Origin of the sequence: Streptomyces sp. NPDC019443, assembly GCF_044389785.1 — a bacterium.
Taxonomy (GTDB): Bacteria; Actinomycetota; Actinomycetes; order Streptomycetales; family Streptomycetaceae; genus Streptomyces.
On sequence record NZ_JBIRYJ010000014.1, the window covers coordinates 1 to 25,037 of the forward strand.

The 25,037-nt window shown below is 70.3% G+C and carries 21 protein-coding genes and 5 tRNA genes; 14 read left to right on the plus strand and 12 right to left on the minus strand.

The window, feature by feature from the left end; translation table 11 throughout:
• Positions 1–52: 52 nt before the first annotated feature.
• From ACH492_RS31225 to ACH492_RS31235, 3 genes are all read right to left on the minus strand, one after another.
• A tRNA-Val gene (locus ACH492_RS31225) sits at positions 53–124 on the minus strand.
• Between the two features lies 1 nt (position 125).
• Positions 126–199, minus strand: a tRNA-Cys gene (locus tag ACH492_RS31230).
• Between the two features lie 33 nt (positions 200–232).
• Positions 233–305: transfer RNA gene (locus tag ACH492_RS31235), tRNA-Gly, on the minus strand.
• Positions 306–450: 145 nt separating this feature from the next.
• On the opposite strand from ACH492_RS31235, the gene ACH492_RS31240 reads away from it, so the two are divergent.
• The 3 genes from ACH492_RS31240 to ACH492_RS31250 are packed head-to-tail and all read left to right on the plus strand — an operon-like array spanning position 451 to position 3,220.
• Positions 451–1,506, plus strand: coding sequence for a chorismate-binding protein (locus tag ACH492_RS31240; RefSeq protein ID WP_398991388.1), 1,056 nt, complete (start codon positions 451–453; stop codon positions 1,504–1,506).
• Entirely contained in the window at positions 1,507–2,337 is an 831-nt protein-coding gene (locus tag ACH492_RS31245; protein WP_398991390.1) for an aminotransferase class IV, read from the plus strand. It begins immediately after the preceding gene.
• 43 nt (positions 2,338–2,380) lie between these two features.
• Positions 2,381–3,220 (plus strand): GNAT family N-acetyltransferase, encoded by an 840-nt coding sequence (locus ACH492_RS31250; RefSeq protein WP_398991392.1) that lies wholly within the window; start codon positions 2,381–2,383, stop codon positions 3,218–3,220.
• Here ACH492_RS31250 and ACH492_RS31255 read toward each other — a convergent pair.
• Complete coding sequence (locus ACH492_RS31255; protein ID WP_398991394.1) at positions 3,217–3,741, minus strand: DsbA family protein; 525 nt, start codon at positions 3,739–3,741, stop codon at positions 3,217–3,219. The genes ACH492_RS31250 and ACH492_RS31255 overlap by 4 nt on opposite strands.
• Positions 3,742–3,908: 167 nt before the next feature.
• On the opposite strand from ACH492_RS31255, the gene ACH492_RS31260 reads away from it, so the two are divergent.
• Together ACH492_RS31260 and ACH492_RS31265 are read left to right on the plus strand one after the other, a co-directional pair.
• Positions 3,909–4,352, plus strand: coding sequence for a hypothetical protein (locus tag ACH492_RS31260; RefSeq protein WP_398991660.1), 444 nt, complete (start codon positions 3,909–3,911; stop codon positions 4,350–4,352).
• Between the two features lie 124 nt (positions 4,353–4,476).
• Complete coding sequence (locus tag ACH492_RS31265) at positions 4,477–4,629, plus strand: hypothetical protein (RefSeq protein WP_398991396.1); 153 nt, start codon at positions 4,477–4,479, stop codon at positions 4,627–4,629.
• Between the two features lie 3 nt (positions 4,630–4,632).
• On the opposite strand, the gene ACH492_RS31270 is transcribed toward ACH492_RS31265, so the two are convergent.
• Together ACH492_RS31270 and ACH492_RS31275 are read right to left on the minus strand one after the other, a co-directional pair.
• Positions 4,633–5,193, minus strand: a complete 561-nt coding sequence (locus tag ACH492_RS31270; protein ID WP_398991398.1) for a CGNR zinc finger domain-containing protein — start codon at positions 5,191–5,193, stop codon at positions 4,633–4,635.
• Positions 5,194–5,384: 191 nt separating this feature from the next.
• The gene (locus ACH492_RS31275; RefSeq protein ID WP_003959770.1) at positions 5,385–5,798 is read right to left on the minus strand and encodes an SsgA family sporulation/cell division regulator; all 414 of its coding nucleotides are present in this window, start codon (positions 5,796–5,798) and stop codon (positions 5,385–5,387) included.
• 190 nt (positions 5,799–5,988) lie between these two features.
• On the opposite strand from ACH492_RS31275, the gene ACH492_RS31280 reads away from it, so the two are divergent.
• Together ACH492_RS31280 and ACH492_RS31285 are read left to right on the plus strand one after the other, a co-directional pair.
• On the plus strand, positions 5,989–6,468 hold the full coding sequence (locus ACH492_RS31280) for a TIGR02611 family protein (protein ID WP_398991400.1): 480 nt from the start codon (positions 5,989–5,991) through the stop codon (positions 6,466–6,468).
• 54 nt (positions 6,469–6,522) lie between these two features.
• Positions 6,523–6,594 (plus strand) — tRNA-Val (locus ACH492_RS31285).
• 57 nt (positions 6,595–6,651) lie between these two features.
• On the opposite strand, the gene ACH492_RS31290 is transcribed toward ACH492_RS31285, so the two are convergent.
• Positions 6,652–9,378 (minus strand): SCO7613 C-terminal domain-containing membrane protein, encoded by a 2,727-nt coding sequence (locus tag ACH492_RS31290; protein WP_398991402.1) that lies wholly within the window; start codon positions 9,376–9,378, stop codon positions 6,652–6,654.
• A gap of 91 nt (positions 9,379–9,469) precedes the next feature.
• On the opposite strand from ACH492_RS31290, the gene ACH492_RS31295 reads away from it, so the two are divergent.
• Both ACH492_RS31295 and ACH492_RS31300 read left to right on the plus strand, forming a co-directional pair.
• Positions 9,470–9,916: an SRPBCC family protein gene (locus tag ACH492_RS31295; RefSeq protein WP_398991404.1), complete on the plus strand. Its 447-nt coding sequence runs from the start codon at positions 9,470–9,472 to the stop codon at positions 9,914–9,916.
• 39 nt (positions 9,917–9,955) lie between these two features.
• Positions 9,956–10,027, plus strand: a tRNA-Val gene (locus ACH492_RS31300).
• Positions 10,028–10,095: 68 nt separating this feature from the next.
• On the opposite strand, the gene ACH492_RS31305 is transcribed toward ACH492_RS31300, so the two are convergent.
• Complete coding sequence (locus tag ACH492_RS31305; RefSeq protein ID WP_398991407.1) at positions 10,096–12,405, minus strand: glycosyl hydrolase family 18 protein; 2,310 nt, start codon at positions 12,403–12,405, stop codon at positions 10,096–10,098.
• A 366-nt stretch (positions 12,406–12,771) separates the two neighbouring features.
• On the opposite strand from ACH492_RS31305, the gene ACH492_RS31310 reads away from it, so the two are divergent.
• Positions 12,772–14,442: a fibronectin type III domain-containing protein gene (locus ACH492_RS31310; RefSeq protein ID WP_398991409.1), complete on the plus strand. Its 1,671-nt coding sequence runs from the start codon at positions 12,772–12,774 to the stop codon at positions 14,440–14,442.
• Positions 14,443–14,513: 71 nt separating this feature from the next.
• On the opposite strand, the gene ACH492_RS31315 is transcribed toward ACH492_RS31310, so the two are convergent.
• Positions 14,514–15,239 carry a 3'-5' exonuclease gene (locus ACH492_RS31315; protein WP_398991411.1) on the minus strand — a complete coding sequence of 242 codons (726 nt, stop codon included), beginning with the start codon at positions 15,237–15,239 and terminating at the stop codon, positions 14,514–14,516.
• A gap of 172 nt (positions 15,240–15,411) precedes the next feature.
• Between ACH492_RS31315 and ACH492_RS31320 the strand changes: the two genes are divergently transcribed.
• The 3 genes from ACH492_RS31320 to thrS all read left to right on the plus strand — a co-directional run bounded on the left by ACH492_RS31320 (position 15,412) and on the right by thrS (position 19,505).
• Positions 15,412–16,011 (plus strand): DUF4365 domain-containing protein, encoded by a 600-nt coding sequence (locus ACH492_RS31320; protein ID WP_398991413.1) that lies wholly within the window; start codon positions 15,412–15,414, stop codon positions 16,009–16,011.
• Entirely contained in the window at positions 16,011–17,231 is a 1,221-nt protein-coding gene (locus ACH492_RS31325; RefSeq protein ID WP_398991415.1) for a hypothetical protein, read from the plus strand. Before ACH492_RS31320 ends, ACH492_RS31325 begins: the two co-directional genes overlap by 1 nt.
• A 297-nt stretch (positions 17,232–17,528) precedes the next feature.
• Positions 17,529–19,505 (plus strand): threonine--tRNA ligase, encoded by a 1,977-nt coding sequence (gene thrS, locus ACH492_RS31330; protein WP_398991417.1) that lies wholly within the window; start codon positions 17,529–17,531, stop codon positions 19,503–19,505.
• A 100-nt stretch (positions 19,506–19,605) separates the two neighbouring features.
• On the opposite strand, the gene ACH492_RS31335 is transcribed toward thrS, so the two are convergent.
• On the minus strand, positions 19,606–20,271 hold the full coding sequence (locus ACH492_RS31335) for a potassium channel family protein (RefSeq protein WP_398991419.1): 666 nt from the start codon (positions 20,269–20,271) through the stop codon (positions 19,606–19,608).
• A gap of 67 nt (positions 20,272–20,338) precedes the next feature.
• On the opposite strand from ACH492_RS31335, the gene ACH492_RS31340 reads away from it, so the two are divergent.
• Positions 20,339–20,896 carry an HIT family protein gene (locus tag ACH492_RS31340; protein WP_398991421.1) on the plus strand — a complete coding sequence of 186 codons (558 nt, stop codon included), beginning with the start codon at positions 20,339–20,341 and terminating at the stop codon, positions 20,894–20,896.
• 22 nt (positions 20,897–20,918) lie between these two features.
• Here ACH492_RS31340 and ACH492_RS31345 read toward each other — a convergent pair whose 3' ends face one another.
• Both ACH492_RS31345 and ACH492_RS31350 read right to left on the minus strand, forming a co-directional pair.
• Positions 20,919–22,574: a hypothetical protein gene (locus tag ACH492_RS31345; protein ID WP_398991423.1), complete on the minus strand. Its 1,656-nt coding sequence runs from the start codon at positions 22,572–22,574 to the stop codon at positions 20,919–20,921.
• 166 nt (positions 22,575–22,740) lie between these two features.
• Positions 22,741–24,948, minus strand: coding sequence for an elongation factor G-like protein EF-G2 (locus ACH492_RS31350; RefSeq protein ID WP_398991425.1), 2,208 nt, complete (start codon positions 24,946–24,948; stop codon positions 22,741–22,743).
• Positions 24,949–25,037: the final 89 nt, after the last annotated feature.

Below are 25,037 nucleotides of genomic sequence, written 5' to 3' on the forward strand. Positions count from 1 at the left end.
CACTACGCACCAGGGGCCGTCTCCCGTATCGGGAAACGGCCCCTGGCCTGTGTGGACGATACTGGGATTGAACCAGTGACCTCTTCCGTGTCAGGGAAGCGCTCTCCCGCTGAGCTAATCGTCCTTGGAGGTGGAGACGGGATTTGAACCCGTGTAGACGGCTTTGCAGGCCGTTGCCTCGCCTCTCGGCCACTCCACCCTGAGTGCAGGGGTTCGGGAAGATCCCCCTTCGAGCGGACGACGAGATTCGAACTCGCGACCCTCACCTTGGCAAGGTGATGCTCTACCAACTGAGCCACGTCCGCTTGTCGGTTCCAGCCCGCTTCCGCGGCCCGGCGACGTGTTGAACTCTAGCGGATTCCTGGGCCAGCACAAAAACGCGTTTCCGCAGCGTGCTGAGGTGTGTTCACGCCGCAGCGGCACATCGGCGCCCGCCATAGACTCACAGACGTGCATGACCTCGCTCCTTTGGCCCGCTTCGGCAGCCTCCTCGCATCGGACCTCCGGGATGTCACCAGCGACCCCGAAGCACTCGACTCCGCCGGCTTCTGGGCCGTCGCCGCAGACTTCGAGGGCGGTCTGACCTGCGCCCGCTTCGGCGATGTGCGTACGGAGCCGGTGCCTGAGCCCGTGCCGGGGCGGTGGCGGGGCCCGGCGGCGGGCGACTGGACGTCCTCGCTGGACCGCGCCGCGTACTCCGCCGGCGTCCGGCGCATCCGCGAGCACATCGCGGCGGGCGAGGTCTATCAGGCGAACCTCTGCCGAATTCTCTCCGCGCCGCTGCCCGACCCGGACGCCGCCGACGTCGACGCGCTGACCGCCCTGCTGGCGCGCGGCAACCCCGCTCCGTACGCCGGAACCATTCGGCTGCCCGCGCACGGCGTGGAGATCGCCACCGCATCGCCCGAGCTGTATCTGCGCCGGGACGGGCAGACCGTCGAGTCCGGGCCGATCAAGGGCACCGGACGCACCGTCGACGATCTGCTGGAGAAGGATTACGCGGAGAACGTGATGATCGTGGACCTGGTCCGAAACGACCTGGGGCGGGTGAGTGCCACAGGCACGGTGACCGTCCCTGCGCTTTGCGCGGTCGAGTCGCATCCTGGACTTGTGCACCTCGTCTCCACCGTGCGCGCGGAGCTGGGGCCCAAGGCGGGCTGGCAGGAGCTCCTGACGGCCACCTTCCCGCCGGGCTCGGTGACCGGCGCGCCCAAGTCCAGTGCTCTGAAGATCATCGAGGCGCTGGAGACGGCGCCCCGCGGACCGTACTGCGGAGGCATCGGCTGGGTCGACGCCGACCGCGGCACCGGCGAGCTCGCCGTCGGCATACGCACCTTCTGGATCGACCGCGCCCCGGTCGGCGGGCCGGTGCTCCGCTTCGGCACCGGCGCCGGGATCACCTGGGGCTCCGACCCCGAGCGCGAGTGGGAGGAGACCGAGCTGAAGGCTTCCCGACTGCTCACGGTAGCGTCGGGAGCGTACGAGGCGAGCGGAAGGACCAGCTAGATGAAGCTCTGGGTCAATGGCGCACTCACGGACGCCGACGACGCCCGGGTGTCCGTGTTCGACCACGGTCTGACCGTGGGCGACGGCATCTTCGAGACGATCAAGGCCGTCCACGGGCAGCCCTTTGCCCTCACCCAGCACCTCGACCGGCTGACCCGCTCGGCCCGCGGCCTCGGCCTGCCGGACCCGGACCACGACGAGGTGGGGCACGCCTGCGCGGCCGTGCTGGAAGCCAACCCCATGGCTCTTGGCCGGCTGCGCATCACGTACACCGGCGGTACCTCGCCCCTCGGCTCCGACCGCGGCACCGAGGGTCCGACCCTCGTCGTCGCGCTGGGCGAGACCGAGCGGCGCCCCGACACCACGGCCGTGATCACCGTTCCCTGGACGCGCAATGAGCGTGGCGCACTGGCCGGGCTGAAGACGACGTCGTACGGGGAGAATGTCGTCGCACTCGCCAGGGCGAGTGAGCAGGGGGCGTCCGAGGCGCTCTTCGCCAACACCGTCGGACAGCTCTGCGAGGGCACCGGCTCCAACGTCTTCGTCGTACTCGACGGTGAGTTGTACACCCCGCCCGTCTCCTCCGGCTGTCTGGCGGGCATCACCCGTGCGCTCACCGTGGAATGGGCGGGAGCCAGGGAGACCGACCTGCCGCTCGACGTGCTGGACCGGGCCGATGAGGTCTTCCTGACGTCCACCCTCCGCGACGTACAGGCGGTTGGGCGGATCGACGGGCGGGAGCTCGCGCAGGCGCCGGGACCGGTGACCGCCAAGGCGATGCGGATCTTCGAGGAGCGCGCGGCCGCCGACAGCGATCCGAAGGCTCCGTAAAACTTCGTGACGGGTGGCCTCGGAGGCGGGTAGAACACCCCTGATGACCACCACCCTGCGGCCGACCGGGCCGATTCAGCACGAGGCCGACGGCGCGAAGTCACGCACGTACGAGATCTGCGTGAACGGCCGTCCTGTCGGCAGGATCGAGATCGCCACTTTCCCGGCGCTCAGCGCCAAGGCCGGCGCCATACGCTCGCTGCGGATCGACGAGGCGGACCGGCGGCGCGGACGCGGGACCGTCGCCGCCCTCGCCGCAGAAGAGGTGCTGCGCGGCTGGGGGTGCACCCAGGTACTGACATCCGTACCGCCCGACGCCACCGCCGCGCGGCGGCTGACGCGCGCACTCGGCTACATCGAACGCAGCCGCAGCATGCGCAAGGCGCTTCCCGCGGAGCCGCCCGCTCTGCCCGCGCACGTCGAGGGCCGTCCGATGAGCGAGGCGGAGTTCGCACAGTGGCGGGCTCAGGCCGTCGAGAGCTACGCACAGAGCTGGATCGACCGCGGCGTTCCGGCCGAGGAGGCGCGCGCCAAGTCCGAGGCCGACCACCTCGCGAGCCTGCCCGACGGCCTCGCCACCCCAGGGACCTCGCTGCGTTTCCTGGTCCATGACGGCGTGATCGTGGGCCACCTCTTCGTCGGGCGGCGCGAGGCCCGCTTCGGCGAGCAGGCGTCGTTCGTGTACGACGTCCAAGTCGTCGACGGACATAGGGGACAGGGCCACGGGCGTTCCCTGATGCTGCTCGCCGAGCGGGTCTCGCTCGACGCCGGGATGCGCATGCTCGCACTGCACGTCTTCTCCGACAACACCCCGGCGATCAGCCTCTACGAGTCGCTCGGCTACGAAACGACCGCCGTCAACCTCTTCAAGCCGCTGCTCTAGGAGTTGGACCCGGAGCCGGCGAGCAGCCGGTCGACGATCTCCTCGATGCGCGCCCGCAGCCCCTCCTGGCTCTTGCCGCCGTCCAGGCGCTCGCCGTCGATGACGTACGTCGGAGTGCCGGTGACGCCGATCGCCTTGCCCTCGGCGTGGTCGGCGTCGACGATCAGGATGTGCCGCCCGTCGATCAGGGCGGTGTCGAACTCCTCGGCGTCCAGGCCCAGTTCACCCGCGACCTCCAGCAGGAACGGCTCGCCCTTCGCCGCCAGTTCCTCAGTACGCGCGAGCACGGCCTCCACATACGGCCAGCCCTTGCCCTGTTCGGCAGCCTCCTCGGCGGCCTGGGCGGCGGTGAAGGCGTGCTTGTGCTTGTCGAGGGGGAAGTGCCGCAGCCGCAGCTCCAGCCGGTCGCCGTAGCGCTCGCGCAGGGACCGCAGATCATCCAGGGCACTGCGGCAGTCGGGGCACTGGAGCTCGCACCAGACGTCGAGTACGACGGGGCGGGCGTTGGTGGAGTCGCTCATGGGACCAGTCTCCCAGCCCTGCGGCGTGTCCCCCGACCGGGACCTGGGGAGGAGGCCGTCCCGGAGATCTCCCTGAGGTCGTACGGGACCGTGGCCCGCACGCCGCCGGACGGTGCACGATGGATAGGGACGTACCCGCCCATGCCCGCCGAAGCCTGGAGGACCGGATGATTGCCGAGACCATTTTCTCCGCGGTGTCCGCGGCGGGCCTGGGCATCGCCGCGATCACGGCGTACCGCAAGCGTTTCCTGGCCGCGACCCGCATAGCCGCCTACTCCCTGATCCCGATCGGCCTGGTGCTGACCGGCGCCGTCGAATGGGCCGTCGACACGGCCTTCAGCCCGTCCGCGTGGATCGGCTTCGGCCTGCTGGGCGGCGCGTGGCTGCTCTTCATGACGACCCGGGCCGTCGAACGGCGCGGCGTCGGCACCCGCAAGGAACGCAAGGCCGCGAAGTCGGCGCAGCGCGAGGCGGTCGCGCCCGAGTCGTCCGCGCCCTCACTCGGGCAGGCGGGCCGTCCGGCCGCGCAGCCCGTGGCCAAGCGGAAGGCCGCCGGTTCCGGCGACGACTTCAGCGACATCGAGGCGATCCTGAAGAAGCACGGCATCTAGAAGAGGCATGGCATCTAGCAGAGCATCCGGCACGGCATCCAGCACGGGATCTGAATGAACTCCCGCAGTCGCGGGGCGTGTTGGTCGATCATGAGGGGCCGGGCTGCGACATCATCACCCCGAGATGCTCGATACCTCCCGGGGCCAGGCCCCCACACCGACCGAAGAGCCGCGTGGCTGCCTCTTCGCGCTCTCCCAGCCACCCCTGATGATCTTCCTCGCGGTGATCGGCTTCTTGCTGCTCATGGCCGCGGTACACGATCTGTTTCTGCTGTGAGCCTCAGCCGGCCGCTTCCTTGCGGCGCGCACGGTACGCGGCGACATGCAGGCGGTTGCCGCAGGTGCGGCTGTCGCAGTAGCGGCGCGAGCGATTGCGCGACAGATCGACGAAGGCGCGCCCGCAGTCCGGCGCCTCGCATCGCCGCAGCCGCTCCTGCTCGCCCGCGACAACGATGAAGGCCAGCGCCATCCCGCAGTCCGCGGCGAGATGGTCGGCAACCGACGCGCCCGGCGCGAAGTAGTGCACATGCCAGTCGTAGCCGTCGTGGTCGGTGAGCTGCGGGGTGGTCCCCGCGGCCGCCACCAGCTCATTGACCAGCTCGGCCGCGATGCGGCTGTCGGGCGCCGCGAAGATCTCCGCGAACTGGGTCCGTACGCCGTGCACCGCCTTGAGGTCCCGCTGGTTCAGTTCGCCCACGCCGCTGACGTCGTGGCTGCGCACGAAGTCGTACAGCGCGGCGACGTCCGCGAGCCCGTCGCCCTGCTGCTCGCTCTCCGGTGCGGTGTTCACCAGATCGACGACGGTGTTGAGGGCGATCCGGGTGTCATGGGGAATCAGCACGATTCGCTCCCTGGCCTGCTGCGGGCCGGTGCCCGCCGAATTGCGCTGACTCTAGCGGTTCGCGCCGAGAGCGCAGCGACGCCGTCGCCGCGATGGAATCCGCGGTGACGGCGCCGGTGTGTTCCGTATGTGGTTGTCCGCGCGGCGCCGTCTCCCCGAGTAGGACGGCGCCGTGCAGGTCGCTGCCTGGCTCAGCTTTCGGCCAGGATGTGCGAAAGCTCCGTGTCGAGATCGAAGTGACGATGCTCGGTGCCCGGTGGCACCGCGGCGTCGGTCCGCTTCAGGAACGACTCCAGGGCCCGCGCCGGGGCCTCGAGCAGGGCTTCGCCCTCCGGGGAGCTCAGCGCGATGCAGACAACGCCCTGGCCGTGGCTGCGGGACGGCCAGACTCGGACGTCGCCCGTGCCGGTGGGCCGGTGCAGACCCTCAGCGAGAAGATCGCGGGCGAAGACCCACTCGACCGTCTCTTCGGCTCCGGTGTGGAAGGTGGCGTGCACGGCATAGGGATCGGCCGTGTCATACCGCAGGCCCGCGGGTACAGGCAGTGAAGACTCGCTCGATACAACGAGGCGCAGGTGCAGCTCGCAGCTGACCGTGGTGTTCATAAGCGCCAGGGCCTTTCGCTCAGTGTGCGCTCGGGGGTTCGCACGTCGGCGAAATCGACATGCCACCTACGGTGCCGTTGTAAACCCCTCTGACCGTTTTGTGATCCTTCATGTCGCTCGTACGGCGGTGCCTCACTTTGTGTTATACGGCCATTCCAGTGATCGGGTTCAATCCGGTAGGTTTGAGTCCATGAATGCGGAGAGTGACGAGCGGGGGGAGGCCGTCGCGGCGACGGACCCGAAACCCGCGACGGGGGACGGGACGGGCGACGTGGTGGATGTGGTGGCCGCGGAAGAGCCGGAGCTCGGCTCGAAGGCGCCCCACTTCATCAAGCGGTCCAAGCCGCTGCACGTGAGCTGGCAGGTCGGCGTCTTCATCGTCGGCCTCGCGGTGGTCGCAGGCGGAATCGTGATGCTGCCGCTGCCGGGTCCCGGCTGGCTGGTGATCTTCGGCGGCATCGCGATCTGGGCGACCGAGTTCGTCTGGGCGCAATTGGTGCTGCGCTGGACCAAGCGCAAGGTGACCGAGGCGGCACAGCGGGCACTCGATCCCAAGGTGCGGCGACGGAACATCATCCTCACCACGATCGGTCTCGTGATCGTCGCGGTGCTGGTCGGAATCTACGTCTGGAAGTTCGGGATCGTGATGCCCTGGAAGATCAAGGAGTGACCGGAAAATGGTCAGGGGGACCCGCTGACATCCGGTAATGTTTGCGGTGCGCCCGGGCGATTAGCTCAGTGGGAGAGCGCTTCGTTCACACCGAAGAGGTCACTGGTTCGAACCCAGTATCGCCCACCCGGACCGAAGGCCCGGAGACTTGACGTCTCCGGGCCTTCGGCGTTTTCGCGGCCCTCAGCGCATCCGGCCGAGGGTGTCGCGCAGCTTGCGGGCGTCGCGAAGCCGCTGCTCATAGGTCGCGCCGACGGCGAGCAGCAGCAGTCCGGCGAGCGCCGGCGGCAGCCAGCGGGGGAGCGCGCCGACGACCTGGACGACGTACGGCGCGAGCTCGTGCAGCGCGTCGAGGGCGAGCACCGCGCCGCCGAGCACCAGCAGCGCCTGGAGGCGCAGCCGGGCACCGGTGAGCGTGACGGCCAGGGCCGCGACGCCGAGCAGCAGCGGACGCAGCCAGTGCTCGTCGCCCCAGGCCGCGAAGAGGCTCGGCAGCAGCGTAGCGGCGAGACCGGGGCCGTACGCCGTCCAGGACGACGCCTCCGGGTCGCGGCGGCGGCGCAGCACACCGACGGCGAGCGCGGGGACGGTCACCGGAAGGGTGTACGCCTCGGGGCTCGCGACGTCCGCGGCGTACAGCCGTACCCAGGTGGCCAGCACGAACAGCACCGCCGCGAGATACCCGGCCGCCGGGCGGCGCTCGGCCCGCACCGCCGTGCCCGCGGCGATCACGCCGCAGAGCGCCAGCACCAGGGCGAGTGTCGCGCGGTCCCCGGCGGCGAGGCCGACCGCGAGCAGGCCCGCGGCGGCACCGGTGAGCTCCATCGGGAGTGCGACGGGGTGCCGGCCGAGCCGGGCGGCGAGGAGAGCCACGGCGGCGGGGACGGCGAGGAGCACCAACGCGGTCTGGTGGAGCGGGAGTTCGGCGGCCCCGGCGACAGCACCGACGAGGGCGGTCGCGAAGCCGGTGGCGGCGCAGGCGAGGACGGCCTGCACTGCGCGCCCGGCCCGTGTCGCGACCGCGGCGGCGGTGAGGACGGCGGCCAGGGTGCCAAGCACCGCGAACGTGGCCGGGCGCGTGGCCAGGGACAGCAGCGCGACGCTGACGCCGCTTCCGAGGGCGCAGCCGAGGCCGACGACGGGCCCGGCCGGGGCGTGCCGGGCGATCCATGCGGGCCGCACGGCGAGAGCCAGCGCGGCGAAGGTCAGGAGCACCTGGAGCGCCACGGTCGCGGTGTACCCGAGATCCAGCGCGGGCGGCACAACGAGCAGGCCGGCCCATGCGAGCCCGAGGGCCACGGGAACGGCGAGGCTACGCGGCCCAGGGCCGGGGGCCACCAGGCCGGGAGTCGCACCCCAGGCGGGCTGGGCGGCCGTGTCCGCGGCGGGCGGGCCGACCGGGCCGGTGGGCGTGGGAGACGGCCCGGCGGGCGTGCCGGGGTGGCCCTCCGGGGCGGGCGCGCCCGAGGGGCGCGGGGCGTCGCTTGCCGGGCCGGTGGGCGTGGGCGGTGTCCCGGCGGCGTGGCCGGGGTGGCCCTCCGGGGGTCCGGCGGCCGTGCCGGAGGGGGCTCCGGCCGCGCCGGGGGTTCCGGCAGGCGGGGCAGCCCCCGCGGCCGCTCCGAGAGGCCCGGCGGGCGAGCCCTCGGTGGCGGGTGACCAGCGGGAGACCGTCGTCAGGGTCGCTGCCACGATCAGCAGGACAAGCGGTGTCGCCGTCAGGCCCGATTCCGGGAGATCCGTGCCCAGCGCCCCGCGGGCGTCCGTCGGCGTGCCCGACCAGATGGTGTCCAGGACTGTCAGCGGACCCGCCAGGGTGAGGGCGACCAGGGGCAGCGCCGAGAGCGCCGCCGCGGCGTGGACCGCGGCCGACGCGCTCGCCAGGCCCGGGCGCAGACCCCGCGGTACTCCCATCCCTACAAGGCCCAACAGAGCCACCGCGCACAGCAGATACCCCAGGACCGACCACCCCTGCGGCACCGCTGCCCGAGCCACGCCGCCGACCGCCGCGATCGCCGCGAGGCCCGCCACAACGGACGCGGCGGTCGCAGCCGCAGGCGACCGCAAGGCAGCGAACAGCGCCACACCCGCCGCCGCGAGCAGCAGGGCCGCCGGGGCGACCGCGGCCGACGGACCGGCCGCCGTCACCGACTGCCAGCCGCCGATCAGCAGCGCCGAGCCGCCCGTCGCCGCGGCAGCGGTGGCGGCGATTCCCCGGACGCCCGCCCGCTTCGCCGACAGCGCGACCACGACATCGAGCGCGGCGGTCGCCAGCAGGGCCCACTCCATCGGCGGCGCGCCCGCGGAAGCGGTCAGCGCCCAGAGCGGAAGCGGGAGTTGAGTGGTCAGCACGGCCACCGGCAGGGGAGTGCGCAGCCGGTCCAGCGAGAGACCGTACGCGGACCAGAGCGCGGCGAGCGCGGCCGAGGCGAAGGCCGCGTATCCCAGCCCGCCGGTGTCCGGCAGCGCCACCCGGTGCAGGGCGTACGCGTCGAGCACCATCAGGACCAGGCCGAGACCGGCCACCGCCTCCGCCGTCGAGGCGAGCCTCCGGCGCAGCAGCGCGACCGGGGCGGCGAGTGCCGCGACCGTCACCGCGCCGAGCACCGCGGAGCGCCCGCCGATACCCAGGTGTCCCCAGCTGACCAGCGTGAACGCGATCGCCGCGATGGTCAGCAGAATCCCGCCGAGGGTGAGCAGCAGATTCTGCACGCTCGGCGGGGACGTCTCGGGCGGCGGCGGCGCGCCGAAGGGCCGCGCCGCCGGTGCCGGCGGGGCGGCGGGCTGCGACTGCCGTATCGCGGTGAGCAGCCAGGCTCTGCGGGCCAGCAACTGGGCCCGGCGAGCGTCCAGTTGGACCAGCTCGCGGTCGAGGATCGCCAGTTCCTCGGCGGGTGGCGGAACGTTCTCCATGGTCGGAGTGTGGCCCGCGCCACACCGCACGGCATGGGTGCGGATACTCAGGTCGTGGGTGAGTACGCCCCCGCAGGCGCAGACTTGGAGCATGGACTGGTGTCGCTACCGCTTCCGCAGCGTCTGGGATCTGACCGCAGGACCCGCCGCCGTGTACGAGGTGCTGGAACGGGCCGAGGAGTACCCCCGGTGGTGGCCGCAGGTCCGCGAGGTCACCGCGCTCGACGAGATCACCGGCACCGCGCGCTTCCGCTCCTTCCTTCCGTACGAACTGCTCGTCACCGCCCGAGCTCAGCGGCGCGACCCGGCGGCCGGGGTGCTCGAAGTGGGGATGGCGGGGGACCTGGAGGGCTGGGCGCGGTGGACGCTTACAGCGCGCGGCAGCGGCACCCGGGCGCTGTACGAACAGGAGGTGGAGGTGTGCAAGCCGCTGATGAGGCGGCTGGCGCTGCCCTGCCGGCCGGTCTTTCGCGCCAATCACGCGGCGATGATGCGCGGCGGGCGGCGCGGTCTTGCGGCGTACCTCGGGGGAGTTTGAAGGAAGCCCGCGGGGGCCTGTATGGTTCAGTCCGTTCCCGGGCGATTAGCTCAGTGGGAGAGCGCTTCGTTCACACCGAAGAGGTCACTGGTTCGAACCCAGTATCGCCCACCGGGAGAGGCCGGTCCGTCAGCTGACGGACCGGCCTCGACACTTTTCGGGCGCCGGTGTTGGCGGTGTTACTGGAGTCCGCTGTGCAGGGCACCGAGCAGGTCTCCGCCCGGGGTGTCACCCGACATCTCCCAGATCATCCCGCCCAGCAGCCCCTTCGACTTGATGTACGCCGCTTTCTGGCCGATGGACCAGGTGTCGTCGAAGGACCACCACTGGCCTCCCGCGCCCTGATAGCCGTAGGTGGCCACCGACTGGGTGTCGTGGACGACCGTGAGATTCGGGACGCCGGTGACGAGGTTCTGGTACCCGCGCGTCCCGGCCTCCTCCGCGAACTGGCCGGGGGCCGCGCCATTGGCGCTCTGCCATTCGCCGTTGACGCCGCCGGCGGCGACCTCCTTCCAGCCGCGGCCGTAGAAGGGGAAGCCGATGGTCAGCTTCCGCGGACTCACTCCGGCGGTGATGTACGCCTTCACCGCGCCGTCGATGCTGAAGTCGTTGGCGAACGGAGACTGGGCGTCGGGGTAGAGGTTGGCCTGGTGGCCGGTGCGGTTCGGCTCCCAGGAGTTGTCGCTGCCCGCACCGTGGAAGTCATAGCCCTGGACATTGGCGATGTCCAGATCGCCGAAGATCTCCGACAGGTCCCAGCCCGCGTCGATCTTCTTCGGGTCGGCCGGGGTGAAGGCGGTCAGCAGCTTGTGCTCGCCGCCCAGGGCGTCGAGCTGCTTGCGGAACTCCGCGATCAGGGCGGTGTTGTTGGCCTTGTCCGCGGAGCTCCAGTGGTTGCCGGGATGGCCGTCGGGTGAGCCGGGCCACTCCCAGTCCAGGTCGATGCCGTCGAAGATTCCTGCGGCGACGCCCGCTCCGCCGGCGCCGTTGTACGCGGGCAGGTCTCCCTTGATGTACAGGTCGATGCAGGACTTCACGAACTTCTTCCGCGAGGCGTCGGTGGCGGCGACGTCGGAGAAGTACTTCGAGTAGGTCCAGCCGCCCAGCGAGATGACGACCTTGAGGTGCGGGTGCTTGGCCTTGAGCTTCTTCAGCTGGTTGAAGTTGCCGCGCAGCTTGCCCCAGCCGTCGTCGGCCACCCCGTCCACCGACTGCGACGCGGCGAAGGCACGGCCGTAGTCCGCCTCGGCGTCACCTGCCCCGTCGCCCTCATTGGGGTCCTGCGGATTGCCCGAGACGCCCTTGGTGACACCGCTCAGGCAGGAGAGGTTGACCGGATCGACGTTGCCGAAGGCGTAGTTGACGACATCGAGCTTGGCCGCGGCTCCGGAGGTGTCGAGGTTCTTGACGAAGTACTGGCGGCCGTAGATGCCCCACTGGACGAAGTATCCGACGGTCGCGTGCCCGCCGTCGCCGACCGGATCGGCGGTGGTGACGGTCAGGGTGTTGCTCGCCGGGGACGCGTTGTCTGCCGCGTCCCGGGCCCTGACGGTGAAGTCGTACCGGGTGGCGGGCGCCAGGCCGGTGATCGTCGTGCTGAGGGAGGTCGCCGGGACGCCCGCGACCAGGATCGTGCCCCGGTAGACGTCGTACGCGGCGATTCGGTTGTTGTCGGTGGAGGCGTTCCACGACAGGGCGACGGTGCTGGAAGTCACCGCTGTGCTGCGCAGGTTGGCGGGGGCGGTGGGCGGGACGGTGTCGCTCGCCGGGTCGACGGTGGTCACGGTGACCGCGGCGCCGACCGGTCCGAGGTTGCCTCGGGTGTCCTTGGCGCGGACGGTGAAGCTGTAGGCCGTGGCCGGGGTGAGCTCACGGACGGTGGCCGAGGTCGTGGCGACGGCGGCGACCACGGTGGTGCCTCTCAGCACCTCGTAGGAGGCGACGGGGAAGTCGCCGGGGGCCGCGGCGTTCCACTTCAGGCTCACCGTACGGGCCGTGGTGTCGGTGACGGCCAGGTCGCCAGGTGCGGACGGCGGTCTTGCGGGGCTTCCGTCGCACTTGTCGCCGTTGACGAGGCAGCCGGTCGGGGCGGTGATCGGTCCGGAGGCGACGAACCAGTAGCTGTACGGCTCGGTGGTGTCGTTCGCCGGGACGGTGGTGTTGTAGTGGGCGGGCGTCACGGTCACGTGCGAACCGCTGACCGTCGCCGTCCCGTTGTAGTGCTGGCTGATCGTCACCCCGGGCGGCAGATCGAATTCGAGGGTCCAGCCGGTGACCGGGGTCCCGGTGCTGTTCTTGACGATGTAGGTGCCCTTCCACCAGGAGCCGTTGTCGGCACTGGTGAACGAGGCGGTGAGCGGGCCCGCCGCCTGTGCGGGGGTGGCTGCCAGCCCGGTGAGCCCGGCAAGTGCGAGCACGAGTGCGGTGAGTACGGCGAGGAGCCGGCGCCGGGGCGGCGGCAGGGATCTTGATCCGATTGCAGTGGACACGGCTCTCCTAGGTGTGGGGTGGGGCCTAGGTGCGGGGGTGGGGAGGGACGTCCCGTGTCTCTGCTTCTCAAGAAACTTAAGTGTCACGACCGCGTCAACGGCCCCACGGGCGGGAGCGCTGTACCAATGACCTGCCGGGAAGGGATTCGCCGCGCTCCGGCCCCCGGAAAGGCATAGACCAATCTTCGGCGATTTTGCCGCTCCTTTGCCAATGGCCTTCAACTCCCCGCCGGGCGACGCCGGTTGTCCCGTGCCTTCTCTTGACGGGAATGCATCGCTCGGCTTCAATCCGCCTCGCAGGTCCAGACCAATCGTGGCGCCGCGTCAGGTCCGTCGACCCGCACCCGCCCCTCACTGGGAGGTCACGTGCGTATCCGAAATCGACTACTGGCCGGACTCGGCGCGGCACTGCTCGCCGCAGCCGCCACTCTCTCCGTGCCCGGCACGGCCCAGGCCGCCAACCTGCTCGGCAATCCCGGCTTCGAAACAGGCTCCCTCTCCGGCTGGTCCTGCACCGGCGGACTCGGCTCGGTGGTGAGCAGCCCCGTGCACAGCGGTACGAAGGCGCTGGCCGGCGCCGCGAGCGCGAGCGACAACGCCAAGTGCACCCAGACCGTCGCCGTGCAGCCCAACACCGCCTACACGCTCTCGGGTTGGGTGCGCGGCAACTATGTGTACCTCGGCGTGACCGGCGGGCCGTCGACCTGGACCCCGTCCGCCACCGCCTACACCCAGCTGTCGGTCTCCTTCACCACCGGCGCGGCCCAGACCACCGCCGAGATCCATCTCAACGGCTGGTACGCACAGGGTACTTACTACGCCGACGACATCAGCCTCGACGGTCCCGGCGGCGGAGGCGGCGGCGACACCCAGGCACCCACGGCGCCCACGAATCTGCGCTCCACCGGCAAGACGTCCTCAAGTGTCTCGCTGGCCTGGAACGCGTCGTCCGACAATGTCGGTGTCACCGGCTACGACGTGTACCGCGGAGCCACCAACGTGACCACGGTGACCGGCACCAGCGCCACCGTCAGCGGCCTTGCGGCCAGCACCTCGTACAGCTTCACCGTCCGCGCCCGTGACGCGGCCGGCAATCTCTCCCCGGCCTCGTCCGCCGTCAGTGTGACGACCGACGCCGGCGGTGGCGGCGGCACCGGCTTCAAGCAGGCGGCTCCGTACCTCTATCTGGGCTGGGGCGACCCGCCCAGTGCCACCTCGGTGATGAGCGCCACCGGCATCAAGTGGTTCACCATGGCCTTCATCCTCTCCTCCGGTGGCTGCAACCCCGCCTGGGACGGCACGCGTCCGCTCGCCGGTGGCACCGATCAGTCCACCATCAACGCGATCCGCGGCGCGGGCGGTGACATCGTCCCGTCCATCGGCGGCTGGAGCGGCAACAAGCTCGGCCCGAACTGCTCCACGCCCGAGGCCCTGGCCGGCGCCTATCAAAAGGTGATCAACGCCTATGGGCTGAAGGCGATCGACGTCGACATCGAGAACAGCGACGAGTTCGAGAACGAGGTCGTCCAGGACCGGATTCTCGGCGCACTGAAGATCGTCAAGCAGAACAACCCCGGTCTGAGGACGATCCTCACCTTCGGCACGAGCACCACCGGGCCGACCTGGTGGGGCAACCGGCTCATCGAGCGGGCGGGCGCCCTCCAGGCGGACATCGACGTCTTCACCATCATGCCCTTCGACTTCGGCGGCGGCGCCGACATGTACGGCAACACCGTGAACGCCACCGAGGGGCTGAAGACCAAGCTGAAGAGCACCTTCGGCTGGTCGGACGCCACCGCCTACTCCCATATCGGCATCTCGGGCATGAACGGTCTCAGCGACCAGCAGGAACTCACCAGCCCGGCGACCTGGACCCAGATCAAGGACTGGGCCAACTCCCACCACATCGCCCGCCTCGCGTACTGGTCGGTCAACCGTGACCGTCCCTGCCCCGGCGGCGGAGTGGTGAGCAACTGCTCCGGGATCAGCCAGAGCAACTGGCAGTTCACCTCCATCACCGCGGGGTTCACCGGCTGACGCCGGGCCGGACCGGCGGCTCTTCCGACGGTCCGTCCGGGTGGCGCCCTTCAGCGGGGCGCCACCCGGAGTCAGGCCGCGGCGGGCAGTTCGGGCCGCAGCGGCCACGCGGGGTCCACCACCTCAGGAGTACTGCTGCGGGCGAACCACGCCTGCAGGCCACGCGCCTGAGCCGCGTGCCACACCGCCTGCAGGGTGTGCAGCTCCGCCGGCGAAAGACGCTCCATCCGGGAGGCGAAACGGCGCCCCACCGCCCGCGTGACCTCCAGTGCCGCCGTCGCGTCCGCGGCCGCGTCATGCGCTCCGTCCAGTACGACCTCGTACTGCGCGCACAGATCGGTGAGCGTGCGGCGGCCCTTGCGGTACCGGTCCAGATGCTTGTCCAGGACCCTCGGGTCCAGCACACACAGCGGGACGTTCTCCAGATAGCGGCCGAGCGACGCGGCGCGGTGGCGGCGCAGTTCGCGGTCGAGGATGGTCAGGTCGAAGGGCGCGTTCATCACGACGAGCGGGCGGGCGGCGCCGCACTGCTCGGCCAGCGCCCTCGCTATCTCCTCCATCACCGGCGCGGGCCAGCGGCCGTTGCGCTGCAGATGATCGTCGGTCAGCCCGTGCACCTCGGTGGCGCCCGGCGGCACGGGCACCCCCGGATTGATCAGCCAGCGGGTGACGCGCGGCCGGCCGCCCGTCATGTCCTGGACGACGACGGCGGCCGAAACGATCCGGTCCTCCTCGACGTCGACTCCTGTGGTCTCTGTGTCAAATGCGGCCAGGGGGCCGTCATACCAGCGCGTCATCCCCGAACTCCTCGCACATGCCTGGCAGATGGCGTCGTCCCCCTGCCCGAATCGGTGATACCCGGGCTGTTTGCGCTGTACGCAGGGCGGTGACAACACAGTTGGGGTGCCGGGAAGTTGACGCCCCATCGTGGGGACACTGATCGGTACAGCCCGGAAGGCACGAGGAGCCATGGCGCTCGCGCAGCCTGAATCTGGTGGGGGTCCCACCCGTGCCGAAGGCTACGGGGGAGGGCTGCTGCCGCAGCGGACAGCACCGCTGCGCGGCGCACTCGCCACCACCGCCTGCATGGAAACACTTCAAGTGGGCTATCTGCACGCGGTCGCCGCCGCGGCCGGCTGCTCGTTGTCGCAGCCGTTTCCGGACAACGGCATCGACTGGCATGTCAGTCACAGCTCGGCCGGTCACGCCGTCGACGACGAGGTGACCATCAAGGTGCAGCTCAAGTGCACGTACCAGATCCCCCCGCACCCACCGGGTCCGGCCTTCTCCTTCACGCTCGACAACGACCACCTGGTGAAGCTGGCCCGTACCCCGGTCTCCGTGCACAAGATCCTGGTCGTGATGCTCGTCCCCCGGACACAGGACGAGTGGCTGCGGGCCAGTCACGACCGGCTCGATCTGAGGCACTGCTGCTACTGGACCAACCTGGCCGGCCACCCGGTGACGGGCAGGCGCAGGACCACTGTGCGGATCCCGACCTCGCGGATCTTCGACGACCGGGCGCTCTGCGAGATCATGACCCGGGTCGGGGTGGGAGGGAGACCCTGATGCACCGGCCTTTCGACGAGTCAGTACGACCACACCCGACCGGTGATGTGCCAGGACCCTGGTACGGAGGCGGCGAGCTGGATCCCGCCCAGGTCGACCCCGTCGTCCTGGGCGCGCTGCTCGACCGGCACGGGTGGCGGCGGCGCGGGGGAACGACGGGGCGCTATGCGCGCTGGACGCCGCCGGGGCATGCGGCGGGCGGGACGAGTCTGCTCGTCCCCGACAGCCGGTCCTTTCCCGACTGCGAGGATCTGCTGGGCGAGGCGCTGACCGCGCTCGCGCGCAGCGCCGCGCCGTCGGCCCGCGAAGTGCTGGTCGGGCTGACCGTGCCGAGCGACGAGATCCGGTGGTGGCGCGATGTGCCGCAGGGGCCCTCGGGCGCGGTTTCGTGGACCGTACAGGAACAACTGCGGGCTGCCGCCCGGCAGATGCTGATGGCCGGAGCGCTCGCGGCGCGCGGCCGTGCGGGCTACTACGGCGCGCGGCACCGGCGGCAGGCCCAGGCCTCGCTGGAAGGGGTCCTGGTGGGACCCGCTCCTGGCGGACGCAGCCTCACCGCGTTCGTGCCGGTGCAGAGCGGCCGCGCGGTCGTGGTCCGGCTCTACCACGCGCTACAGGCGACCCGGGAGGCCGCCGACTACCAGCGGGCGACCGGCGGCATGGAGGCCTTCGACGCGGCCGTCGAGGCGGGAGTGAGCCGGGAGCTGACGGAGGCCGTCATCGCGCTGGTGCGCGGGGCGGAGGGGGCACGGATCGCCCTGGAGTGGTCGCCCGCGGCGGGGGTGCCGGAGGGGTGCGCGCCGCGGAACGAACCGGTGGAGTTCTCGCCCGGTGACCTGCCTGCGCTGCGCGGGGCGGGCGCGCGCTATCTGACGGACGAGCCCTCGGTGCCGGTCCGGATCACGGGCACGGTGGTCCGCATGCGCCGCTCGGGCCCGCGGGGCGCGGGGACGGTCCGGCTGCGGGTGCTGGCGGGGGCGGAGGTGCCACACGTACGGGTGGCGCTGGACGAGGACTCGTACCGCACGGCGGGCCATGCGCACCTGGTCGGACTGCCGATCCGGGTGGTGGGCCGGTTGGAGAGCCGCGGCGGCTTCCGGCGGCTGACGGACGCGTCCAATGTGGTGCCGGTGCAGGTGGATGAGTCGGAGCGGGACAGGCTGATGAAGTCGCTGCAGGAGAATCTGGACTTTTTTGAGGAGGCGTGCCAGGAGGAGTGACGGGGCGCGCGGCGCGGTGCGGGTCGCCCTTCCCGAACTGGGGCTCCGCCCCGGACCCCGGGCCTCAAGCGTCGGCGGGGCGTGGTTTCGGGTCTCGGCCCTGGACCCCGGGCCTCAAGCGTCGGCGGGGCGTGGTTTCGGGGCCCGAGGGGCGCATCGGGGTGGGGGGCTTGCCCCCAGTTACGGGAAGGGGCGGGGTGGGGGAACAAACCGTTTCGCGACGGACCCCAGCCGCTCGGTACGATTCGTAGCGCGCGCAGTACGAATGCGGCGTACCCCTTCAGTCAGGAGAGACCGGTGTCAGACGTCCGTGTGATCATCCAACGCGATTCCGAGCGGGAAGAGCGCGTGGTGACCACGGGCACCACGGCGGCCGAGCTCTTCGCCGGCGAGCGCACCGTCATCGCCGCCCGCGTCGGCGGCGAGCTGAAGGATCTCGCGTACGAGATCGAGGACGGCGAAGAGGTCGAGCCCGTCGAGATCTCCTCCGAGGACGGGCTGAACATCCTGCGCCACTCCACCGCGCACGTCATGGCTCAGGCCGTGCAGGAGCTCTTCCCCGAGGCCAAGCTCGGCATCGGCCCGCCGGTCAAGGACGGCTTCTACTACGACTTCGATGTCGAGAAGCCCTTCCACCCCGATGACCTCAAGGCCATCGAGAAGAAGATGCAGGAGATCCAGAAGCGCGGCCAGCGCTTCTCGCGGCGCGTCGTCACCGACGAGGCCGCCCGCGAGGAGCTGGCGGACGAGCCGTACAAGCTGGAACTGATCGGGCTCAAGGGCTCCGCGTCCTCCGACGACGGCGCGGACGTCGAGGTCGGCGCGGGCGAGCTGAGCATTTACGACAACCTTGACGCCAAGACCGGCGACCTGTGCTGGAAGGACCTCTGCCGCGGTCCGCACCTGCCCACCACCCGCAACATCCCGGCGTTCAAGCTGATGCGCAACGCCGCCGCGTACTGGCGCGGCAGCGAGAAGAACCCCATGCTGCAGCGCATCTACGGCACCGCCTGGCCCTCCAAGGAAGAGCTCAAGGCGCACCTCGAGTTCCTCGCCGAGGCCGAGAAGCGCGACCACCGCAAGCTCGGCAACGAGCTGGACCTCTTCTCCATCCCGGAACAGATCGGCTCCGGCCTCGCCGTCTTCCACCCCAGGGGCGGCGTCGTCCGCCGCGTCATGGAGGACTACTCCCGCAAGCGGCACGAGGAAGAGGGGTACGAGTTCGTCTACACCCCGCACGCCACCAAGGGGAAGCTCTTCGAGACCTCCGGCCACCTGGACTGGTACTCCGAGGGCATGTACCCGCCCATGCAGCTCGACGAGGGCACGGACTACTACCTCAAGCCCATGAACTGCCCGATGCACAACCTGATCTTCGATGCGCGCGGCCGGTCCTACCGTGAACTGCCGCTGCGTCTCTTCGAGTTCGGGACCGTGTACCGGTACGAGAAGTCGGGCGTCGTGCACGGCCTGACCCGGGCCCGTGGCTTCACCCAGGACGACGCGCACATCTACTGCACCAAGGAGCAGATGGCGGACGAGCTCGACTCGACGCTCACCTTCGTGCTGAACCTGCTGCGCGACTACGGCCTCACCGACTTCTATCTGGAGCTGTCCACCAAGGATCCGGAGAAGTTCGTCGGTTCGGACGAGATCTGGGAGGAGGCCACCGAGACCCTGCGCAAGGTGGCAGAGAAGCAAGGCCTGCCGCTTGTCCCGGACCCGGGCGGTGCGGCGTTCTACGGGCCGAAGATCTCCGTCCAGGCGAAGGACGCCATCGGCCGCACGTGGCAGATGTCCACCGTCCAGCTGGACTTCAACCTGCCGGAGCGCTTCAACCTGGAGTACACCGGTCCGGACGGCAGCAAGCAGCGCCCCGTCATGATCCACCGCGCGCTGTTCGGCTCGATCGAGCGGTTCTTCGCGGTGCTGCTCGAGCACTACGCGGGCGCGTTCCCGGCCTGGCTCTCGCCGGTGCAGGCGGTCGGCATTCCGGTCGGAGACGCCCACGTTCCGTATCTGCAGGAGTTCGCCGCCGAGGCGAAGAAGAAGGGCCTGCGGGTCGAGGTCGACGCCTCCTCGGACCGGATGCAGAAGAAGATCAGGAACCAGCAGAAGATGAAGGTCCCGTTCATGATCATCGTCGGCGACGACGACATGAACGCGGGCACGGTGTCGTTCCGCTACCGCGATGGTTCGCAGGAGAACGGGATTCCCCGCGACCTCGCCTTGGCGAAGCTCGTTGATGTGGTGGAGCGCCGGGTCCAGGTGTGACGTGCGCCCCGCGTATGCGGGGATGACCCCGGCATTGCGAGGGGCGACGCGCTAGCGAATCTCCGCTTCCCGCGCACGCGGGGATCGGTCCCCGGGGACATCAGTTCCCCGGGGACCCCTTCTCGTCCTCCCGCGCGAAGATCTGTAGCAGCCAGGACGAGAACGACCCCGTCACCGCGCCCAGCAGCGCCACCCCGCAGGCCATCAGCACCACCGCGATCGCCCGGCCGAGGGTGGTCACCGGCGCCACATCCCCATAACCCACCGTGGTCAGTGTCGAGCAGGCCCACCACAGTGAGTCACCGAAGGTACGGATGGTCGCGTCCGGGGCGGAGCGCTCCTTCTGATAGACGGCGAGCGCGCCCGAGAAGCCGAGCAGTGCAGCCGACATGCTCGCGTAGGTGATCACGCGCGCGTGCAGGCTCAGTCGCGGCCTGCCGCGCCGCCGCTGCACCGCCGTGTAGACCCGCACCATGCGCAGCGGCCGCAGCAGCGGCAGCACGAGCACGAGGGTGTCCAGCCAGTGGGTGCGTACGAAGCGAGGTCCCTCTCCGCTCAGCTTCAGCCGCACCGCGTAGTCGAGCGCGAACATCAGCCAGGTGAGCAGCATCAGCGCGAGCGCGACATCCCACAACACCGGGGCGGCGTCGTGCGCCAGCACGACTACCGTGTATCCGCCGAGGAAGAGCAGCGAGGCTGCGAAGAGGGGCAGCTCGATGCGCTGCTCCCAGCGCCGCTCCCGGCCGGCGGCATCGTCGACGTCCATCGGCCCAGCATCGCCGCCCGGCGGCCGGGCTCAACCCCGACGACACGCCGCGTACGGGCGAAGTCATATGCTGCACAACATGACGCTTGAGCCGGAGCAGCAGATCGGAGTAGGGACGCAGGACGCGTTCCAGCGCCTGTGGACGCCCCACCGCATGGCTTACATCCAGGGGGAGAACAAGCCGACCGGTCCGGGGGCCGACGACGGCTGTCCCTTCTGCGCCATCCCCGCCAAGTCGGACGAGGACGGGCTCGTCATCGCCCGCGGCTCACGTGTCTACGCGGTGCTCAACCTCTACCCGTACAACGGCGGGCATCTGATGGTGGTGCCCTTCCGCCATGTCGCCGACTACACCGAGCTGGACGACGCGGAGACCGCCGAACTCGCGACGTTCACCAAGCACGCGATGACCGCGCTGCGGAAGGCCGCCGGGGCGCACGGCTTCAACATCGGCATGAACCAGGGCGCGGTCGCCGGGGCCGGCATCGCCGCGCATCTGCACCAGCACGTCGTGCCGAGGTGGGGCGGGGACACCAACTTCATGCCGGTCGTCGGACACACCAAGGTGCTGCCCCAGCTCCTGGCCGATACGCGCAAGATGCTGGCGGAGGCCTGGCCCGCCTGAGGCGACGGGCCAGGCGTCGCGCTCACGCGTCGTAGAGGTCGGCGTTGCGCGGAGCCGGGTCCTGTACGAAGCTGCTGACGACCATGGAGCGGTTCCCGAAGCGCTCGGTGTCCACGCCGTTCTCCTCGAGCACCTTCATCGCAGCCGCGTGCGTCACGCGCAGCACGGGCGTGGCCGCGCGCATCGCGTCGTCCGCCATGAACCGGTGCCGCCAGGGCTTCTCAGCCCAGGCATGGCGCAGTCCGAAGGGCTCGGGCAGGACCAGCTTGCCGCCGAGGAAGTCCAACAGCGGCGGGTACCAGGTGAAGGGCGCGCGCACCGCGAGGCGTACCACCTCGGGTGTCTCCACCAGCGGCAGCTGCCGGTCGACGGTCTCCCAGAAGCGGATCGTCTTGCTCACCGTCACGGTCTTGGGCGCGGGCTTGGTGGTGAACAGGGAGTGCACCGGGCCGAGGGCGTGACCGGTCACCTCGACGCGCAGCGTCTCGTGGAGCACGGTGACGGTGATCATCATGGTGATCACCAACTGGCCGTCCCAGAGGGTGAACTGGACGCCCAGATAGTGGCGGTTTCCGCCGCCGAACTGCTGGTGGTTGCAGATCCGCTGTATCTCGTGGCCCTTGACCTGGAAGGCTTCCACGTCCTGGCCGTCCGGCCGGGACACCTCCCCGGCGTTCTCGCCGACCGGAGCCACGATCCAGTGCTTGACGGACGGGGTGGGGAAGCCGCCGGAGTTCAGCGGGCCGCGCTCCAGCATCTTCAGCTTGTCGTGGACCACCCGTATCACGTCCCAGCTGCGGAACTGGTTGATGTCCTTGCCCGGCTCCTTGGAGACCAGCTCCTCGGCCATCTGCCAGCTGCCCCAGCGGGTGCCCATCCCGAGTATGCCCTTGGGTCCCGCGTAGAAGACCGAGTTGGACTGCTGCTCGGCGGTGAGCTTCTCGAGTCCCTGGCGCAGCTGCTCGCGCGCGGTCTCATTGGGGTGCCCAGGCACCGCCTCGGGCACCTTGGCGCCGATGCCGCCGCCCGAGAGCAGGGAATCCCAGCTGGCGCGCATGTCCTTCGCCGTGGACTCGCAGATCCGCTTGGCCAACAGCCAGCCGACGACCGGGGCGACGATCATGCCGCGGATGTAGTACGCCCAGATTCCGCCCAGCGGCAGCTTGACCAGGAAGATCACGGCAAGGCCGCCGATGCCGACGAGCAGCAGTGTGCCGAGCGCCCCGGCGCGCTTCTTCTGCGCGCCCGCGATTGTCCGGCGCAGCTGGAAGACGGCCAGCCAGAGCAGCAGCCCGGGCAGGAACAGCAGCCCGAACACCGCCATCACGGCGGTGAGCCTGGTGTCCCGCTCCTTGCGGATGCGGTTGGCGGCCAGGCAGTGCTCGACCACCGACTGCGGCTCGGTGCCGAAGGACTGGATCAGCGCCTTGCGCGCTCCGCCGAGCATCCGCACCTGCACGGCCCGCGAGAAGGCCTCGCCCAGATTCGGCTCGAAGAGCGAGAACTTGCCCTTCTTCACCTCGGACTTGTGCCACTCGCTGTTGGCTTTGAGTATCTCGTCGAGGGGGCTGTCGCGGTAAGCGGCGGAGGCGAGCGCATGCGTCGCAGCCGTCTGCCCGGCCGAGCCCAGGAGCGGGACCTGAGCTCCCGGAGTGAAGTCGAAAACGTTGTTCGCCACTACCGCCCCCATCGCCGCAAGCATCCGCACTGCGGCCTGTTCCCAACTACCGTGCCCCGCACACCTTCTGAGCTGGGCACCACAGCGTATCGGGGGCGAGCCGCCCGCGTCAGTGGGCGTTGAAATGCCGCCCGCCGTAGGGCGATCGGGCGGGCGGCATCCTCAACTACGACCCGTTCTCGGCCTGTTCGCGGAGCTTTTCGGCCAGTTGTGGCGGCATCGCCTCATGGCGTGCGTACGAGCGGCTGAACTGCCCGGTCCCGTGCGAGATCGACCGCAGATCGACCGCGTACCGCCCGATCTCGATCTCCGGCACCTCGGCCCGTACCAGCGTGCGCGCCCCTCCTGCCTGCTCGGTGCCGACCACCCGGCCGCGACGCCCCGACAGGTCGCTCATCACCGGGCCCACATACTCGTCCGACACCAGCACCCGCACTTCGGCCACCGGCTCCAGCAGATGGATACGCGCGTCCGCGGCCGCCTCGCGCAGCGCCAGCGCGCCCGCCGTCTGGAAGGCCGCGTCGGAGGAGTCCACCGAGTGCGCCTTGCCGTCCAGCAGCGTGATCCGTACGTCGACGAGGGGGTACCCGGCCGCGACGCCGCGCGCCGCCTGGGCGCGTACGCCCTTCTCCACCGACGGGATGAACTGCCGCGGCACCGCACCGCCCACGACCTTGTCGACGAACTCGATGCCGGACCCCGCGGGCAGCGGATCCACCTCGATCTCGCAGATCGCGTACTGGCCGTGGCCGCCGGACTGCTTCACATGCCGGCCGCGGCCCGCCGACGCCTCGCCGAACGTCTCCCGCAGCGACACCTTGTACGGCACGACGTCGACCTGGACGCCGTACCGGCTGCGCAGCCGCTCCAGCGCCACGTCGGCGTGCGCCTCGCCCAGGCACCACAGCACCACCTGGTGTGTGGCCTGGTTCTGTTCGAGCCGCATCGTCGGATCCTCGGCGACCAGCCGCGAAAGTCCCTGGGAGAGCCTGTCCTCGTCCGCCTTGCTGTGCGCCTGGATCGCGAGCGGCAGCAGCGGATCGGGCATCGTCCAGGGCTCCATCAGCAGCGGGTCGTCCTTCGAGGAGAGCGTGTCCCCGGTCTCGGCGCGGGCCAGCTTCGCGACACAGGCGAGGTCTCCGGCGATGACCCGGCCCAGCGGCCGCTGCTGCTTGCCGAAGGGCGCGGAGAGCGCGCCGACCCGTTCGTCGACGTCATGGTCCTCGTGACCGCGGTCGGCGAGGCCGTGCCCCGACACATGCACGGTCTCGTCGGGTCGCAGGGTGCCGGAGAAGACCCGGACGAGAGAGATCCGGCCGACATACGGGTCGGACGCGGTCTTGACCACCTCGGCCACCAGCGGCCCGTCCGGGTCGCAGTTGATCTGCGGGCGCGCCGCGCCCTGCGGGGTGGTGACGACAGGTGCCGCCGGCTCCAGCGGGGTCGGGAAGCCGCGAGTGATCAGCTCGAGGAGTTCGACCGTACCGAGCCCCTGCCTGGCGCCCTCGGGCGCGGGGGCGGCCGCCAGCACCGGATGGAAGATGCCGCGCGCGACGGCCTTCTCCAGGTCCTCGATCAGCGTGTTGAGGTCGATCTCCGCGCCGCTGAGATAGCGGTCCATGAGCGTCTCGTCCTCGCTCTCGGAAATGATCCCCTCGATCAGTCGGCTGCGGGCCTCCTCGATCTGTGCCGTCTGTTCGGGATCGGGCGGGATCTCCTTCCGCTCGCCGGAGGAGTAGTCGAAGATCTTCTGCGAGAGCAGTCCGACCAGACCGGTGACCGGCGCATGGCCGTCAGGATTCTGCGCCCCGTACTGCGGCAGATACAGCGGCAGTACGGCATCGGGGTCGTCACCGCCGAAAATGCCTCCGCAGACCCGGGTCAGCTCCTCGAAATCGGTGCGCGCGGTCTCCAGATGCGTGACGACGATCGCGCGCGGCATTCCGACCGCCGCGCACTCCTCCCACACCATGCGGGTCGTACTCGCGACCGCATCGGCCTCCTGCGCCGCCGACACAACGAAAAGGGCCGCGTCCGCGGCTCGCAGACCGGCCCTCAGCTCCCCGACGAAGTCGGCATATCCGGGAGTGTCCAGCAGATTGATTTTGTACCCGCCCCATTCGACGGGGACCAGCGACAGCTGTACGGAACGTTGCTGCCGGTGCTCGATCTCGTCGTAGTCGGAGACCGTACCGCCGTCCTCGACCCGGCCCGCCCGGTTGACCGCTCCCGCGGTCAGCGCGAGGGCCTCGATCAACGTCGTCTTTCCCGATCCGCTGTGGCCGACCAGCACCACGTTCCGTACGGATGAGGGCTGGTCGGCCGTAGCCGCCCTGCCGGCGGCTCCGGGGTGTGCGTTCGCCTTGTCGCCCATGATCTTGCCTCCCGATCGATTGCCCGGTGAGGAGAGAGGCCGCGGGCGCGGGGAGCCATGAGGGAGGTCCCGGACAGCGTCCGGGGGCA